The following is a 13,753-nucleotide window of genomic DNA, read 5'->3' as shown; positions in this document are numbered from 1 at the left end:
GCCGCCCGCTGTCGGCCGATCGTCCCGCCCCGGGAATCATACCGGCGGATGACCCACACACGACCCACGGCTGATGCCGCGCGCCGCGCATCCCGGTTGACTGGATACATCGGCCATACCAAGGGGGAAAACCATGACGACGCTGAACCACCAACTTCCGTTCACGGGGTCGGTTCCGCAGGTTCCGCGAGCTCGAGGGGTGCTCGCGGCCGTTGCGGAGAACGCCTATCTGCGGCTGTTCTCCGTGCTCGTCGTCATCGCGGCCGGTGCCGTGGCGCTCGCCTTCGGAATCGCATTCGTGCTCGACATCGTCGTGCCGGTGTTCTTCGGAGGCGAGCTCCGCGCGCTGGGGGCGCTGTTCCCGCAGGTGGGCTGACCGGGACGGCTCTGGCGCCTCCCGCACCGACTGCTTAGAGTCGGTGCGGGAGGTTCCACCGATGCCACGTCTCGTCTACTTCGCCATCGCTTCCGTCGACGGCTACACCGCCGACACGTCGGGAGGCTTCGACTGGGCGGCCCCGGATGCGGAGGTGCACGCGTTCGTCAACGACCTGGAACGCGACGTCTCCACCTATCTGTACGGCAGGCGCATGTACGAGACCATGCAGGTCTGGCAGACGTTCGGCGACGACCCGGACGAGGAGCCGGAAGTGGTCGACTTCGCCGGGATCTGGCGGGACGCGGACAAGGTCGTGTACTCGTCGACGCTCGCCGAACCGGTCACGCCGCGCACGACCATCCAGCGCGAGTTCGATCCGGATGCGGTGCGCGCCCTGGTCGCAGACGCTCCGGGCGACGTCGGCATCGGCGGCCCGACCATCGCGGCGGCAGCACTGAGGGCCGGGCTCGTGGACGAGGTGCAGCTGATCCTGGTGCCGGTGGCCGTCGGAGGCGGGACACCGGCGTTCCCGCACGACCTGATGCTGGCGCTGGACCTGCAGGAGGAGCGCCGTTTCGCGAACGGGAGCGTGTTCCTGCGCTACCTCGTCAGCCGAGGGTGAGCGTCACGCTCGGCCGCCGAAGCGCCTCGGCCAGCACGTCGAGCGTCACCCCGTGCTCCGCGAGGATCGCCACCGGGTAGAAGAACGGGTCGTAGCCGTGCTGCGAGGTCGGCAGCACCAGGCCGTCGCCCTCGAACGGCAGCGGGTCCCCCGCGGTCCTGGTGACCAGGTCGCCGTCGTCGCCGAGCTCTACGGACACCGTCCGCGTCGGGGCTCCGCCCTCGAGGTGGGACCAGCTCATGGCGGGCAGGCGCACGTCGATCATCGCCTGGAAAACGCCGATGCCCTCGCTGAGCACCTCGGCGGCGGCGCCGACCGTCTCGCTGGCGCCGAGCAGCATCACCCAGCCGTTGACCGGGGCGGTGAGCACGAGCAGGCCGGGACCGTCGCCGATGCTGGGGTTCTCGGCGAGGCGGAACCGGTCGTCGGTGATCCGCGCATCCAGTGCGGCGGCGAGCGCCTCGGGCGTCGTGGCGGGCAGGAACGCCCAGCTTCCGCTCCCGAACGTCTCGAACAGAGCGTCGCTCAGTACGGGGATGTCGTCGGGCACAGCACGAGTCTAGGCGTCGGGACCCGGGCGGTGGATGCGGGGATCAGCCCACGAGATTTTCTCACTTTCCCTTCCGCCCCACCCCCGCTCAGGGCTACCCTGAGGCCAGGCCCCTCCAGGGCCTCTGCCTCTGCGGGGGCATGCGCCCCGTGGCAGCAGAGCACAGACGTGAGCTGCGAAGGAGCGCTCCAATGCCTGCTCGTCGAACCCTCACCGCCGCGATCGTCGGCCTCACCGTCGCCGCGCTCGCACTCACCGCCCCCGGCGGAGCGCTCGGGATCGCGCCGAACGCCACCAGCGTCCACTTCACCGCCTCCGGCGACTACGGCACCTCCGCCAACGCGCAGGCCGTGCTCGCCGGGATCGGCGCACTGCATCCCGACCTCCACCTCGCCGTCGGCGACCTCTCCTACGGTGCCGTCGGCGACGAGCAGTCGTGGTGCGACAGCGTGACCCAGGCGGTCGGAGCCGGGTTCCCGTTCGAGCTCGTCTCCGGCAACCACGAGAGCAGCGGACAGAACGGCAACATCAACGACTTCGGCGCCTGCCTGCCCAACCAGCTCCCCGGCGCGGTCGGCACATACGGGCGGCAGTACTACGTGGACGTCCCGCAGGGCGCCCCGCTCGTGCGCTTCGTGATGATCTCGCCCGGCCTGCCGTTCGCGGACGGCACCTGGACCTACAACGCGGGCACCTCGCACTACAACTGGACGGCGGCGGCCATCGACGGCGCACGCGCCGCGAACATCCCGTGGGTGGTGGTCGGGATGCACAAGCCCTGCCTCTCGCTGGGCCAGTACGGCTGCGAGGCGGGCGCCGACCTGATGAACCTGCTCGTCGGCAAGCGCGTCGACCTCGTGCTGACCGGCCACGAGCACCTCTACCAGCGCACGAACCAGCTCGCCACCGGAGGCGCGTGCACGGCGATCGTGCCCGGAACGTTCTCGGCCAGTTGCGTCGCCGACAGCGACGCTTCGATGGTGAAGGGCGCCGGCACGGTGTTCGTGACGGCGGGCACGGGAGGCAACGGCCTCTACAACGTCAACGCCGCGGATCCGGAGGCCAACTACTTCGGTGCGGCATCCGGCGCCAACCAGACGCCGACGTACGGGTCCGTGGATGTGACGGCCACGGCGACGCAGCTCAGCGGGTCGTTCGCACGTGCGGCGGGCAGCAACTTCGCGGACTCGTTCACCATCGCGCCCGCCGGGGGCGGGGGCAACCAGCCGCCGACGGCGAGCTTCACGTCATCCTGCACCGACCTGGCCTGCACCTTCGACGGCGGCGCGTCGACGGATCCGGACGGCACGATCAGCACGTTCGCCTGGGACTTCGGCGAAGGCGCGACCGGGACGGGCGGCACGGTCAGCCACACCTATCCGGCAGCGGGCACGTACACAGCGAGACTCACCGTGACCGACAACGGAGGGGCGAGCGGGTCGACCACCAAGACGATCGCGGTCACCGCACCGCCGCCACCCACCGGCTCGCTGGCGACGGACGGGTTCGACCGCGTCATCTCGAACGGCTGGGGAACGGCGCCGACCGGCGGCGCGTGGACGGTCGCCGGCAGCGCATCCCTCTACTCGGTCGGGGCGAGCACCGGCCTGATCCAGCTGCCTGCCGGTTCGGGAGGCACGACCAGGCTCACCGGCGTGAGCTCCGCCAACACCGACCTGCGCCTCAACGTGTCCGCCGACAAGCTGCCGTCCTCCGGCAACGTCTACATCTCCATCTCCGGTCGCCGCGTGGTGACGACGGGCTCCTACCAGGCCAAAGTGATCGTCTCGTCGGTGGGCAAGGTGACGCTGCAACTGGTGCGGGTCGACCCGAACGGCGGCGCGGAGGTGGTGCTGCAATCGTCTGTCGCACTCCCCGCCACATACGCGGCAGGGACGAAACTGGCCGTGCGGCTGCGCGTCACGGGCACGAGCCCCACGCTCATCCAGGCCAGGGCCTGGCCGGACGGCACGACGGAGCCGACCACCTGGCAGCGATCCATCACGGACACGACGCCCGGACTGCAGGCGCCGGGCGGGCTGGCGATCACCGGGTATCTGTCCGGCGGCGTGGCCAACGCGCCCGTGGTGATGGGGGTGGACGACCTGGTGGCGGTGACGCCGTAGGCCGCGACGACGCGGGAGCCCCGCTCAGTCCGGCAGCCGCTCCGCGCGACGGCCGAGCCGGTCGCCGACCCGCCCGCGGATGAGGAACAGGGCGACGATCCCGAACAGCATGACGACGTAGTTCCCTGTCCCCGCGATCACCTGCAGCCCGTTCTGCGGACCGGCAGCCGCGGTGTCGATTCCGCCGGTGGAGAGGAACAGGGTCGGGTCGGTGAGGGCGTGGGCGACGATCGCCCAGACGATGCTGCCCGTGACGCGCATCACCAGGTACATGCAGACACCGAACAAGAAGGTGTACGGGATGGTGATGAGGACCGTCGGCGTAAAGCCGGTGCCGATGGCGTTGGCGGTATGCATGAGCGCGAAGATCGTGGACGACAGCACCGCGACCACCAACTCGCCGTATCCCGCGTTGCGCAGTAGCGTCACCGCGGCACCGCGCGTCACCAGCTCTTCCGCCACACCGATGAACACCCCGGCCAGCAGCGTCAACGGCACGACGCCGGGCGCGAACGAGCCGTAGTCGATGCCGATGAGTCGCAGCACGATCGGGTAGGCGACGACGGCTACGGCGATCCACATCCAGCCCCTCGCAGGAACGACCCTGGATGCGAACACCCGCGGCAGCAGCCCGGACACCGCGAGGAACACCACGATGATCACCGCGCCGATCCCGATCGGGAGGATGAGCTCGAGGAAGACGTTGATCGCGCTGCTCAGCGGGCCGCCGTCGGTGAGCGCGTCGCCCCACAACAGCCCGATGAGCCGGCCGACGGCGAGGTACAGGGCCATGTAGACGGCGGCGACGAGCACCGCCTTCCACCATCCGCCGCGTGCCCAGAACGCCTGCCAGGCCGAGGTCCTCTCGGCTGTGCCCGCGCCGCTCTCGTCGTGTTCGCCCGTCATCGTCTTCCCCGTTCGAGAGTGCGGTGTCGGAGCGACCCCGGCGTCACGACCATACAGGCGAATGCACGCAATCACACCGCACGCGCTCGGTGCGCACACATCTCGGTCAGCAGACCTACAGCGAAGCGCGGAACGCGTCCACGATCCGTGTCGCCCTGTCGTCGCCCGCCTCCATCCAATTCGTCACGAACGCGAACCCGGCTTTCGCGTCCCGGTCGGCGAACGCAACCTGGCCGCCGGCGCCGTCGTGGCCGAAGCTCGCGTCGCCGAGGTAGCGGCGGGCCTCGGAGTCGAGCTGGAAGCCGCGCGCCCAGCGCGGCCACGGGGCGGGGCTGGGGAAGACCGGCTCGCCCTCGCTCATCGGGATGAGCGCCGCATCCAGTGTCGCGTCGTCGAGCAGGGTGCGCCCGTCTGTCTCCGTGACGGTGGCCGACCAGATCGCCGAGAGTGCGTCCGCCGTGGCGATCCCGCCGGCGCCAGGGATCTCGGCCGCCCGGATGCGCGGGTCGTTGAAGCCGCCGTCGGGCGTGACCAGCTGCGCAGGAAGCGCGCCGCCCAGCGTCATCGCGAGCGCCGTCCAGGGCGACGGCGCCTCGCCGAGTTCTTCGCCGGCCTCGACCTGCGAGTCGGACGCCTGGAGGTGCGCGACCCGGGATGCGGCAGCGTCCGGCAAGCCGATCCACGCGCCGGAGGTGTGGTCGCCCGCGAGCGCGGCGAAGTACTGCCCTGCGCTCCGGCCGGTCGTGCGGCGCACCAGCTCACCGGCCAGCCAGCCGTGCGTGACCGCGTGGTACGCGTATCCGGTTCCCGGCTGCCACAGCGGCTCCTCGGCGGCGAGCAGCGAGGTGGCGTGATCCCAGTCGACCAGCTGGTCGATGGTGAGCGGCTCGCGCAACGCGGACAGCCCGGCGCGGTGGGACAGGAGCTGGGCGACCGTGACGTCCCCCTTGCCCGCTGCCGCGAACTCGGGCCAGTACCGCGCGACAGGGGCCTCGTAGTCGAGCAGCCCATCCTGCACCAGCCGGGCGACCAGGATGGACATCAGCCCTTTGGTGCACGAGAACACCACAGAGGCGGTCTCCTCCTGCCACGGCGAGCGCGACCGCTCGTCGGCCAGGCCGCCCCACAGGTGCACCACCCTCCTGCCGCCGACCCGGATGGTGAGCCCGGCTCCCATCGTCGGGCGTCCGTCGAATGCGCGCTCGAAGGCGTCCGCGACCCGTTCGTACCCTGGCTCGACCGTCCCTGCGATGTCGACCGTCATGCACGTTCTCCTTCTCGTTCGCGCGCGCGGAGCGTGAGGCGCGCGTCGTCCCAACCGATGTCGTACGGGTCGCTGACCCTCCCGCCGAAGCCGCCCGCCGCATCCACGTTCTCGAACGCGAGGAAGACGGAGGCGCCGCTGCGGTCGGTGGTCACCCTGCCGGCGTACAGAGACTCCGGCGTCAGGAGCGTACTGGAGGCGAGGTCGAACGGCCCGGCGGCAGACGGGGCCGCCGTGAACCAGACGCCGCCGGTGTCCCCGCTGCGCCGCCCGGCGAGGTGTGCCGCGTCGCAGGAGAAGAGCAGGATGTCACGGCCGTCGACCCGCACGAACTGCGGAACCTCGACGTGGGCGAAGCCGCTTCCCGGCGCACTCACCGGCGGCTGGACGACCCACTCGTGCAGGTCGGCCGACCTGGCGTGCCCGATCACTCCCCGGTCGCGCACGTCGCCGCCGTCGCGGGAGCGGGCCGTGATCAGCATGTGCCATCCCTCACCGGCCGGATCGCGGAACACCCACGGGTCGCGCCACGCTTCCTCGTGCCACGTCCGGTCGGTGAGGAGTTCGTACCAGCGCGGGTCGGCCTGCAGGTTGACCCGCGGTTCCTTCGTCCAGGTGAAGAGGTCGTCGGAGGTGGCGACGCCGATCGACTCGACGTTCGCGATCTCGTGCGGGGAGAGGAAGACGGAGCCGGTGTAGAACATCCGCCAGCGTCCGTCGTCGCCGCACACGACGCTCCCCGTCCAGGTGGCCGAGCTGTCCAGGTCGCCGGGAGGCCCAGCCGTGAGCACCGGCCCGTGGTCCTCCCAGTCGGTCAGGTCGGTCGACGTCGCGTGCCCGATCGACGCGTTCCTGTGGCGCAGATCAGGATCGCCGAGCGAGGTCGGCGCGTGCAGGTAGAAGAGGTGATGCGTTTCGCCGTCGTCGGCGAGCCAGAAGTCCCAGACCCAGTGATCCCGTTTGCTGAACACCATGCCCGTCAGCCCTTGACCGCACCCTGGATCAGCGCCTTGATGAACTGACGCTGGAAGATCACGAAGACCAGGATGGTGGGAAGGATGATGATGAGGGCGCCCGCGTTCAGCAGCGGGATGCTCAGGCTGTACTGCCCCTGGAAGAAGGTCAGCGCCCCGGCGACGGTGCGCTGCAACGGGTCGGCGATCAACACCACGGGCAGCAGGAACTGGTTCCAGGTCCAGAGGAACAGCAGGATCGCCAGCGCGGACAGCGCAGGCCGGGCGAGCGGCAGGTGGATGTGCCGCAGCTCCTGCCACATCGTCGCGCCGTCCACCCGCGCGGCCTCGGAGAGCTCGGCGGGCACGCCGACGAAGTGCGCGCGCATCCAGAACACGCTGAACGGCATGAACAGCCCGATCAGCGGCAGGATGATCGCCCACTGCGTGTTCAGGACGTTCAGCGACTGCATCTCGTAGTACAGCGGGATGATCAGCGCCTCGAACGGGATGGTCAGCCCCAGGATGAAGAGGATCAGCAGGGCGCGACCGCCCCGGATCTTCAGGCTGCCGAGCGCGTATCCCGCCAGGCTCGAGATGACCAGGCTGACCGGGACCACCCCGAGCACGATCAGGCCGCTGGAGCCGAGCAGCTCCCAGACGTGCCCGGTGACGAAGGCTTCGCCGAAGTTCACCCACTGCGGGTCGCTCGGCCAGGTGAGGCCGGTCGGGTTGAGGTCGGCGGGCTGCAGGGCGGCGGAGAGCATGCTCACCAGCGGGATGACGGTGAGCACGAGGACGACGGAGAGCAGCACACGCCCCGTCCACTTCTCGACGGGATGGACGATCATGAGTCACGCACTTTCGAGAGACGCTGAATCGGGAGGACGACGATGAGGACGAGGACCATCAGCACGATGCCGAACGCGGATGCCAGCCCGACCTCGCTCTGGGTGAACCCGATCCGGTAGATCGAGATGCCGGGCACCAGGGTCGCCCGGCCCGGACCGCCGAGCGTGGTGGTGTAGATGATGTCGAAGCTGCTGAGGGCCGCGATGATCGTGATGGTGATGAGCACCGCGAGCTCCTGGCGGAGGCCAGGGATCGTGATGGTGAAGAACTCCCGCCACCACCCGGCGCCGTCGAGGCGCACGGCCTCGTAGAGGGATGCGTCGATCTTGCCGATCCCGGTGAGCAGCAGCACGGTGCAGAGCCCGGTCAGCGTCCACGAGCCGATCAGGCCGACGGCCGGCAGCGCGGTCTGGTAGTCGCCGAGCCACGGACGGGCGAGCCCGCCCAGCCCGACCCAGCCGAGGATCTGGTTGACCGCGCCGGTCTGGGCGTACATCCACGACCAGGCGATACCGGCGGCGGCCAGCGGGATGATCTGCGGGAGGAAGAGCACGGTCTGCGAGAAGCTGGAGAAGAACCCGGCCTTGATCGACCGGATGAGGGTGGCCAGCACCAGGCCGGCGATCACCGGGATCACCGTGAAGAACGCGATCAGGATGAACGCGTTCCTGATCGCCCCGAGCAGGTCGGGGTCGGTGAACACGGTCAGGTAGTTCTGCAGTCCCACCCAGGTGGATGCGCCGATCCCGTTCCAGTCGTAGAACGAGAACTGCACACCCTGGATGAGCGGCCACAGCACGAAGGCCGCATAGAAGAGGACGGCGGGCGCCACGAGCACCCAGCCGATCCTGCTGCCGTACCCGCGCGCCCGAGCGCGGGTACGGGCAGGCCGAGGTGCGGCCCCGGATGCGGTTGCGCCATCCGCCCGCCGCACAGCAGGGGCACTGCCGACGGTGTCGTCGCTGATCCGGGGCCGCACTGTGCTCATCGTTACTTCTTCACTTCCTGCTGGTAGAACGCCTGCACCTTGTCCACGAACTCCTGGCCGGTGATCTTGCTGGTCACCAGGAGCTGGGATTCGGGGATGATCGCCCCGGCGTAGATGCCGGCGGTGGTGTTGGCCATGAAGTCGACCTGGCCGTCCTCCTTGGCGATCTGCGCTGCCGACTCCAGGACCTTCTCGGTGAGGGAGCCCTTCTCGACCTTCGGCTGCGCCTGCGACGGGTCGCCGCCGGGGGCCGCACCGGTCACGTCGACGACGATCTGACGCGCCTTGTCGTTGGTGTGGATCCAGTTGAGGAAGTAGGCGACCTCGTTGAGGTTCTTCGACTTGGCTGCCGCGGAGAACGAGTTCGCCGCGCCCATCGCCACGTGGTCTCCGCCCTTCTTGGCCGGGGGAACGAGGAAGAACGACACGTCCTTGCCCAGCTTCTTGGCGTAGTTGGCCGCTTCCCAGTTTCCGTTGAAGGTGAAGACGCCCTTGCCGTCCTGGAAGTTGCTCACGAAGGTGAAGTAGTCGACAGCGTTGATGTCGGACGGGAAGTAGCCGGCGTCCGCCCACTTCCGGATGAGGTCTGCACCCTTCACGATGCCCGGCTGGTTGTACGTCGCGCCCGGCTTGTTGAACATCCAGTCGAGGAACTCGGTCTTGTCCGCATACTGGTTCATCGCGGCCTGGACGGTGAAGTTGACCACGCCGTCCTTGTCGCCCTCGACCAGCGGGGCGATCCCGGCCGCCTTGGCCTTCGCGAAGTCGGCCTGCAGTTCGTCCAGCGTCTCCGGCGTGGAGGTGATGCCCGCCTGAGCGGCCAGCTTCGTGTTCATGTAGATGCCGGTCACGCTGTAGCCGAGGCCGAGCTGGTAGAGCGAGCCGCTTCCGCGGACGCCCTCGTCCGTCATGCGCAGCGGTGCGAGCTGCGCGGCCGACCACTTGTCCCAGCCGTATGCCTTGAAATACGGGTCGAGGTTGGCGACCAGGCCGTCCTTGACCGTGTCGCCGAGCGTCGGCAGCCGGATGAGGTCGGGCGGCGTCGAGCTGGCGAGCAGCTTGGGCGCGTTGGCCGTGAGGTTCTGGAACGTGTCCCTCGTGATCTTGAAGGTGATGTTGGGGTGCTGCTTGGTGAACTCTTTGGCCAGGTCGTCGGTGAGCGGGAAGCCGGTCTCGTCGGCGATGGTCAGCTGCACCTTGTCTTTGGTGAGCGTGGTGCTGACGTCGGTGGCCGTCGTGGCGCCGGGGGTGCTCGACCCCGGAGCGCATCCGGTGAAGACGACGGCGGTGATCGAGGCGATGAGGCCAGCGGCTGCTGCGCCGCGGAGCCGTCGCCTGCGCGAGGTGGGGGACATACAGGACTCCTTTGTCGAAGGGCGGGGTTCGTTGCCCGAAACCCTCTGCTAAATGCTTTCAGCAGGCCCTATACTGAGTGACGTCGCACAGATTGTCAACTAGGTCTCTCGATTGGCCACGTGAGCGGCTAACATCCCGCAAGGAGGAGGACCGCTCGATGTTGAGTAAGCGCGTGACTTTGGCAGACGTGGCCAGGAAGGCCGGATTGTCGGTGTCTGCCGCGTCCATGATCCTGAACGGCCGCCCGGATACGCGGCTGTCTCAGGATGCGCACGACCGCGTCCACGCCGCCGCGAGCGAGCTCGGCTACCGCCCGAACGTCGCAGCACGCGGGCTGAAGACCGACAAGACCGACACCATCGCGTTCATCTCCGACGTGGTCGCCACCACCCGCTTCGCGTCCGGCCTGATCAAGGGGGCGCTGACCGCGGCCGAGAAGGCCGGTCACGTCATGATGGTGCTCGAGACCGGCGGAGAGCCGAAGCGCGAGACCGAGGCCATCGGCGCCGTCCTCGACCGCCAGGTCGACGGGATCGTCTTCGCCACCATGCGCGCCCGCGAACTGTTCCTGCCGGAGATGGCGATCGAGACGCCCGTGGTCATGCTCAACGCGACCAACGCCCGGTTCCCGCACGCCGTGCTGCCGGACGAGTACGGCGGCGGCCGATCCGCCGTCGCCGTCCTGACCGACGCCGGCTTCCGCGACGGCATCGCCCTCCTCGGCCAGAGCGACGAGAAGGAGCGCGGGCTGTTCCGCTCCGCGACGGTGGCGCAGCGCGTCGCGGGCATCAGGGATGCGATGGCCGAGAACGGTCTGACGTTCGCCTCCGAGTCGTCGTCGTGGCTCTGGGAACCGGACGAAGGCTACGAGGCGACGAAGAAGCTGCTCGCCAGGAAGGTGCGCCCCACGGCCATCCTGAGCATGAACGACCGCCTTGCGTTCGGCGCGTACCAGGCGGCGCTCGAAGCCGGGCTCAGCATCCCGGACGACATCTCGATCGTCTCCTTCGACAACGACGAGCTGGCCGCGTACCTCCGCCCGGGGCTCACCACCGTCGCACTCCCCCACGAGGCGATGGGCGCCAGGGCGGTGGAGATGCTGCTGAACGACGACCCGGTGCGCGAGGCCCTCATCCCGATGGAGGTCGTGCACCGGGACTCCGTGCTGAGCAGGTGACCGGGCTGCGCGACCCGGAGACACGGAACGGCGCGACCAGCCATGCCGGTCGCGCCGTTCCCTCCGAGGACGACTACTTCTTGAACGCGTCCTTCACGTCCTCGACCGTCCCCTTGGCCTTCGCCGCCGTCTGATCGGCCTTGCCCTCCGCGACCTTGCTGTCGTCGTTGGTGAGCTTGCCGATGACCTCCTCGGCCTTGCCCTTCAGGTCCTGCGCGGCGTTCTTGATCTTGTCTTCTGCACTCATCTGCTTCTCCTTCTTTCTTCTTCTGGTGTCACGACGGCCGGACGGCCCTCGTCGTGGTGTCGACCCGCACCGCTGAGCGGAGGCGGGACCGGAATCCGCCCGTCAGCTGGGCGTAGACCGCCGGCTGCGATCCGAGCGCCTCGCCCAGCAGGCGGACGGTGTCGTCGATGGCGTCGACGATGGTGCGGGGCGCGGCTCCTCGCCGGCAGTCGACGGCGATCTTGAGCGCCACGACCTTCCGAACTCGGTATGCGCTGACGGCCACCCTCGCCACACCGGGAACGGTCGAGAGGCGCTGCTCGATGAGAGCGGCCGCGACGGACACGTCGACATCGAGGTCGCCGTCCCCTGTCCGCGCGCTCAGCACCGTGGACGCCACCCCGTGTCCCTGCCGCACGATGAAGACGATCAGCAGCACCAGGAGCACGACGGCACCCGCGATTGCGACGACCGCGGCCAGGCTGACCGTCGTGCCCGCCCAGAGCGGCGTGCCGAACACGCTGTCCGTCCACGTCCTCGCGGAGCGTCCGGCGTCCAGCCAGGCCCGCGCGGCCGACGGAGCCACGAGCGTCCAGGCGATGGCGACGGCGACGGCGATGGATGCGAGCCCGAGAACCACGAGGAGCCCGCGGTTGAGAGCCCGGTTGGTGCTGTTCACGATCCGACCCTCCCCGTCTGTGCGACGGTGACGGACACGCGCACGGCCTTCTCGGCGCCGGCGGCCGCGAACTCCTCCTCGACCGCGCGCCGCACCGCTGCGCGATCGACGCGATCCCCGGACACGGGGACGATCTGCACCGCAGCGCTGCGCCGGCCGAGGGAGACGCGCACCGCGTCCGGATCGACCCGCGCAGTCCTCGCCGCTGCCCGGGCGAGGGCAGACGCCAGCATCCCGTCGTCGGCGACGACCGCAACACGGTTCGCCGTCAGCGCTCGGCGCGCCCGCCGTCCGGGGAACACGGCCAGCCCGAGCAGGACGAGTCCGATCACCGCGGCGACGACCGCGACGCCGATGCGCAGCGCGGCCGGGGCGTCCGGGAAGGTGAGGACGGCGAGGAGCGTGCCGCGCGGGTCGGCCAGCAGGGGCCGCATCCCGAGCAGGTGCAGGATGTCCTCGGTCGCGAGCAGCACGATCAGGAGTCCGAGGACCGACGCCACGACGATGGCGGACGTCGACCGCGGCGAGTGCGTCTCGCGGCGGACGACGCGTGTCTCCACCCCGTTCATCGCACCCTCCTCTCCGTGATGATGGCCTTCGTGGCCCGCATGTCGACGCGGGCCACATCCAGGCCGGTCAGTTCGGCGAATCTCGCCCTGGTGTCTGCGGCGGCTGCCGCCAGGCGCTGGATCAGATCCTGGCCGTCGGCGTCAGCGTCGCCGTCGCCGAGGGGCGGCATCGCCACGGGCGACCGCACGGTCACGGCGAGCGCTCCCGCCGCGTCGCTGATGCGCACCGCCGGGTCGCGCGGAGCGACACCGAGCGCGTCTGCCGCGATCGCCTGCACCAGGTGCTCCAGCGCCCGGGGGGCGAAGCGGTCGCGTCCGCCGGTCACGATGACGAGCGGCGGCCGCGGAGCGCGTCGATCAGCCGGGCTCCGTCGATGTCTCCGCTGACCAGGCGCCCGACGAGCCATCCGACCAGCATCGCGACGGCGACGCCCACGAACGCCACGAATCCGAGGGCAGCCCAGACGACGGCGAGCACGGCGCCGACGAGCAGGCCGAATCTGGCGGTGGTCACTGGACTCGCGCCTCCTGCTCGTCCGCGTCGTCGGACGGGACGTGCACGTCGTTGACCGTGACGTTGACCTCGGTGACCTCCAGGCCGATGATGTGCTCGATCGCCTGCGAGATGGAGGCGCGCACATCCGCTGCGACCTTCTGCAGCGGCACGGGGTACTCGGCCACGATGGTGACGTCGGCGGCGACCTGGGTCTCGCCGACCTCGACGCTGATGCCCTGGCCGAGGTCGGAGGCGTTCATCGCATCCCGGATGGCTCCGAGTGCGCGGGCCGCCCCGCCGCCGAGCGCGTAGACGCCGGGAACCTCGCGGGCGGCGATGCCAGCCACCTTCGCGACGACCGCGTCGCTGATGACGGTCTTGCCCTGCGTGCCGGATGCGGCGGTCGCGGTCGCGATTCCTGTGGTTGCGGGGGCAGTGGGTGTGGTTGCCATGCGCTTTCCTTCCGTCTCGTGGCGGGGGCCTCCCGCCTCGGTCACCGTTGTGACCTGTGCTTCTCAGACGAGCCGAGTCCGGGATTCGTCACGTCCTATTTCGAAAATCTTCAGAAGAAGCTCGCTTGGCTTGCTATTCGACTGTCTAACATGATGTT

At 69.5% G+C, this 13,753-nt stretch carries 17 protein-coding genes; 4 read left to right on the top strand and 13 right to left on the bottom strand.

Features of this window, described 5'->3' with window-relative positions; all coding sequences use genetic code 11:
- Positions 1-133 precede the first annotated feature (133 nt).
- Together B7438_RS01130 and B7438_RS01125 are read left to right on the top strand one after the other, a co-directional pair.
- Positions 134-376 carry a hypothetical protein gene (locus B7438_RS01130; protein ID WP_085367493.1) on the top strand — a complete coding sequence of 81 codons (243 nt, stop codon included), beginning with the start codon at positions 134-136 and terminating at the stop codon, positions 374-376.
- 61 nt (positions 377-437) lie between these two features.
- Positions 438-1,001, top strand: a complete 564-nt coding sequence (locus tag B7438_RS01125) for a dihydrofolate reductase family protein (RefSeq protein ID WP_085367492.1) — start codon at positions 438-440, stop codon at positions 999-1,001.
- On the opposite strand, the gene B7438_RS01120 is transcribed toward B7438_RS01125, so the two are convergent.
- Positions 988-1,551, bottom strand: a complete 564-nt coding sequence (locus B7438_RS01120; RefSeq protein WP_085367491.1) for a hypothetical protein — start codon at positions 1,549-1,551, stop codon at positions 988-990. The genes B7438_RS01125 and B7438_RS01120 overlap by 14 nt on opposite strands.
- Before the next feature lie 191 nt (positions 1,552-1,742).
- Between B7438_RS01120 and B7438_RS01115 the strand changes: the two genes are divergently transcribed.
- Positions 1,743-3,677, top strand: coding sequence for a PKD domain-containing protein (locus B7438_RS01115; RefSeq protein WP_085367490.1), 1,935 nt, complete (start codon positions 1,743-1,745; stop codon positions 3,675-3,677).
- Positions 3,678-3,701: 24 nt separating this feature from the next.
- Here B7438_RS01115 and B7438_RS01110 read toward each other — a convergent pair whose 3' ends face one another.
- From B7438_RS01110 to B7438_RS01085, 6 genes are all read right to left on the bottom strand, one after another.
- The gene (locus B7438_RS01110) at positions 3,702-4,583 is read right to left on the bottom strand and encodes a CPBP family intramembrane glutamic endopeptidase (RefSeq protein WP_085367489.1); all 882 of its coding nucleotides are present in this window, start codon (positions 4,581-4,583) and stop codon (positions 3,702-3,704) included.
- Between the two features lie 115 nt (positions 4,584-4,698).
- Complete coding sequence (locus B7438_RS01105; RefSeq protein WP_085367488.1) at positions 4,699-5,847, bottom strand: serine hydrolase; 1,149 nt, start codon at positions 5,845-5,847, stop codon at positions 4,699-4,701.
- A complete protein-coding gene (locus B7438_RS01100) occupies positions 5,844-6,821 on the bottom strand; it encodes a glycoside hydrolase family 68 protein (protein WP_085367487.1) in 978 nt (325 codons plus the stop codon). Before B7438_RS01100 ends, B7438_RS01105 begins: the two co-directional genes overlap by 4 nt.
- Before the next feature lie 5 nt (positions 6,822-6,826).
- On the bottom strand, positions 6,827-7,651 hold the full coding sequence (locus tag B7438_RS01095) for a carbohydrate ABC transporter permease (protein WP_085367486.1): 825 nt from the start codon (positions 7,649-7,651) through the stop codon (positions 6,827-6,829).
- Positions 7,648-8,640 carry a carbohydrate ABC transporter permease gene (locus tag B7438_RS01090; RefSeq protein WP_247597220.1) on the bottom strand — a complete coding sequence of 331 codons (993 nt, stop codon included), beginning with the start codon at positions 8,638-8,640 and terminating at the stop codon, positions 7,648-7,650. The genes B7438_RS01095 and B7438_RS01090 overlap by 4 nt, the downstream gene beginning before the upstream one ends.
- 2 nt (positions 8,641-8,642) lie before the next feature.
- A complete protein-coding gene (locus B7438_RS01085; protein ID WP_085367485.1) occupies positions 8,643-9,995 on the bottom strand; it encodes an ABC transporter substrate-binding protein in 1,353 nt (450 codons plus the stop codon).
- A 173-nt stretch (positions 9,996-10,168) separates the two neighbouring features.
- Here B7438_RS01085 and B7438_RS01080 point away from each other — a divergent pair, with 173 nt between their 5' ends.
- Complete coding sequence (locus B7438_RS01080) at positions 10,169-11,173, top strand: LacI family DNA-binding transcriptional regulator (protein ID WP_256921819.1); 1,005 nt, start codon at positions 10,169-10,171, stop codon at positions 11,171-11,173.
- 73 nt (positions 11,174-11,246) lie between these two features.
- On the opposite strand, the gene B7438_RS01075 is transcribed toward B7438_RS01080, so the two are convergent.
- The 6 genes from B7438_RS01075 to B7438_RS01050 are packed head-to-tail and all read right to left on the bottom strand — an operon-like array spanning position 11,247 to position 13,595.
- Entirely contained in the window at positions 11,247-11,420 is a 174-nt protein-coding gene (locus B7438_RS01075; protein ID WP_085367483.1) for a CsbD family protein, read from the bottom strand.
- A gap of 28 nt (positions 11,421-11,448) precedes the next feature.
- A complete protein-coding gene (locus B7438_RS01070; protein WP_085367482.1) occupies positions 11,449-12,078 on the bottom strand; it encodes a hypothetical protein in 630 nt (209 codons plus the stop codon).
- Positions 12,075-12,647, bottom strand: coding sequence for a DUF6286 domain-containing protein (locus B7438_RS01065; RefSeq protein WP_085367481.1), 573 nt, complete (start codon positions 12,645-12,647; stop codon positions 12,075-12,077). Before B7438_RS01065 ends, B7438_RS01070 begins: the two co-directional genes overlap by 4 nt.
- The gene (locus B7438_RS01060; protein ID WP_085367480.1) at positions 12,644-12,973 is read right to left on the bottom strand and encodes a hypothetical protein; all 330 of its coding nucleotides are present in this window, start codon (positions 12,971-12,973) and stop codon (positions 12,644-12,646) included. Before B7438_RS01060 ends, B7438_RS01065 begins: the two co-directional genes overlap by 4 nt.
- A complete protein-coding gene (locus B7438_RS01055; RefSeq protein ID WP_085367479.1) occupies positions 12,970-13,161 on the bottom strand; it encodes a hypothetical protein in 192 nt (63 codons plus the stop codon). Before B7438_RS01055 ends, B7438_RS01060 begins: the two co-directional genes overlap by 4 nt.
- Entirely contained in the window at positions 13,158-13,595 is a 438-nt protein-coding gene (locus B7438_RS01050; RefSeq protein WP_085367478.1) for an Asp23/Gls24 family envelope stress response protein, read from the bottom strand. Before B7438_RS01050 ends, B7438_RS01055 begins: the two co-directional genes overlap by 4 nt.
- Positions 13,596-13,753: the final 158 nt, after the last annotated feature.

The organism is Leifsonia sp. NCR5, from assembly GCF_002105485.1.
GTDB lineage: Bacteria > Actinomycetota > Actinomycetes > Actinomycetales > Microbacteriaceae > Leifsonia.
This window is presented reverse-complemented; position numbering and strand designations above follow the sequence as displayed.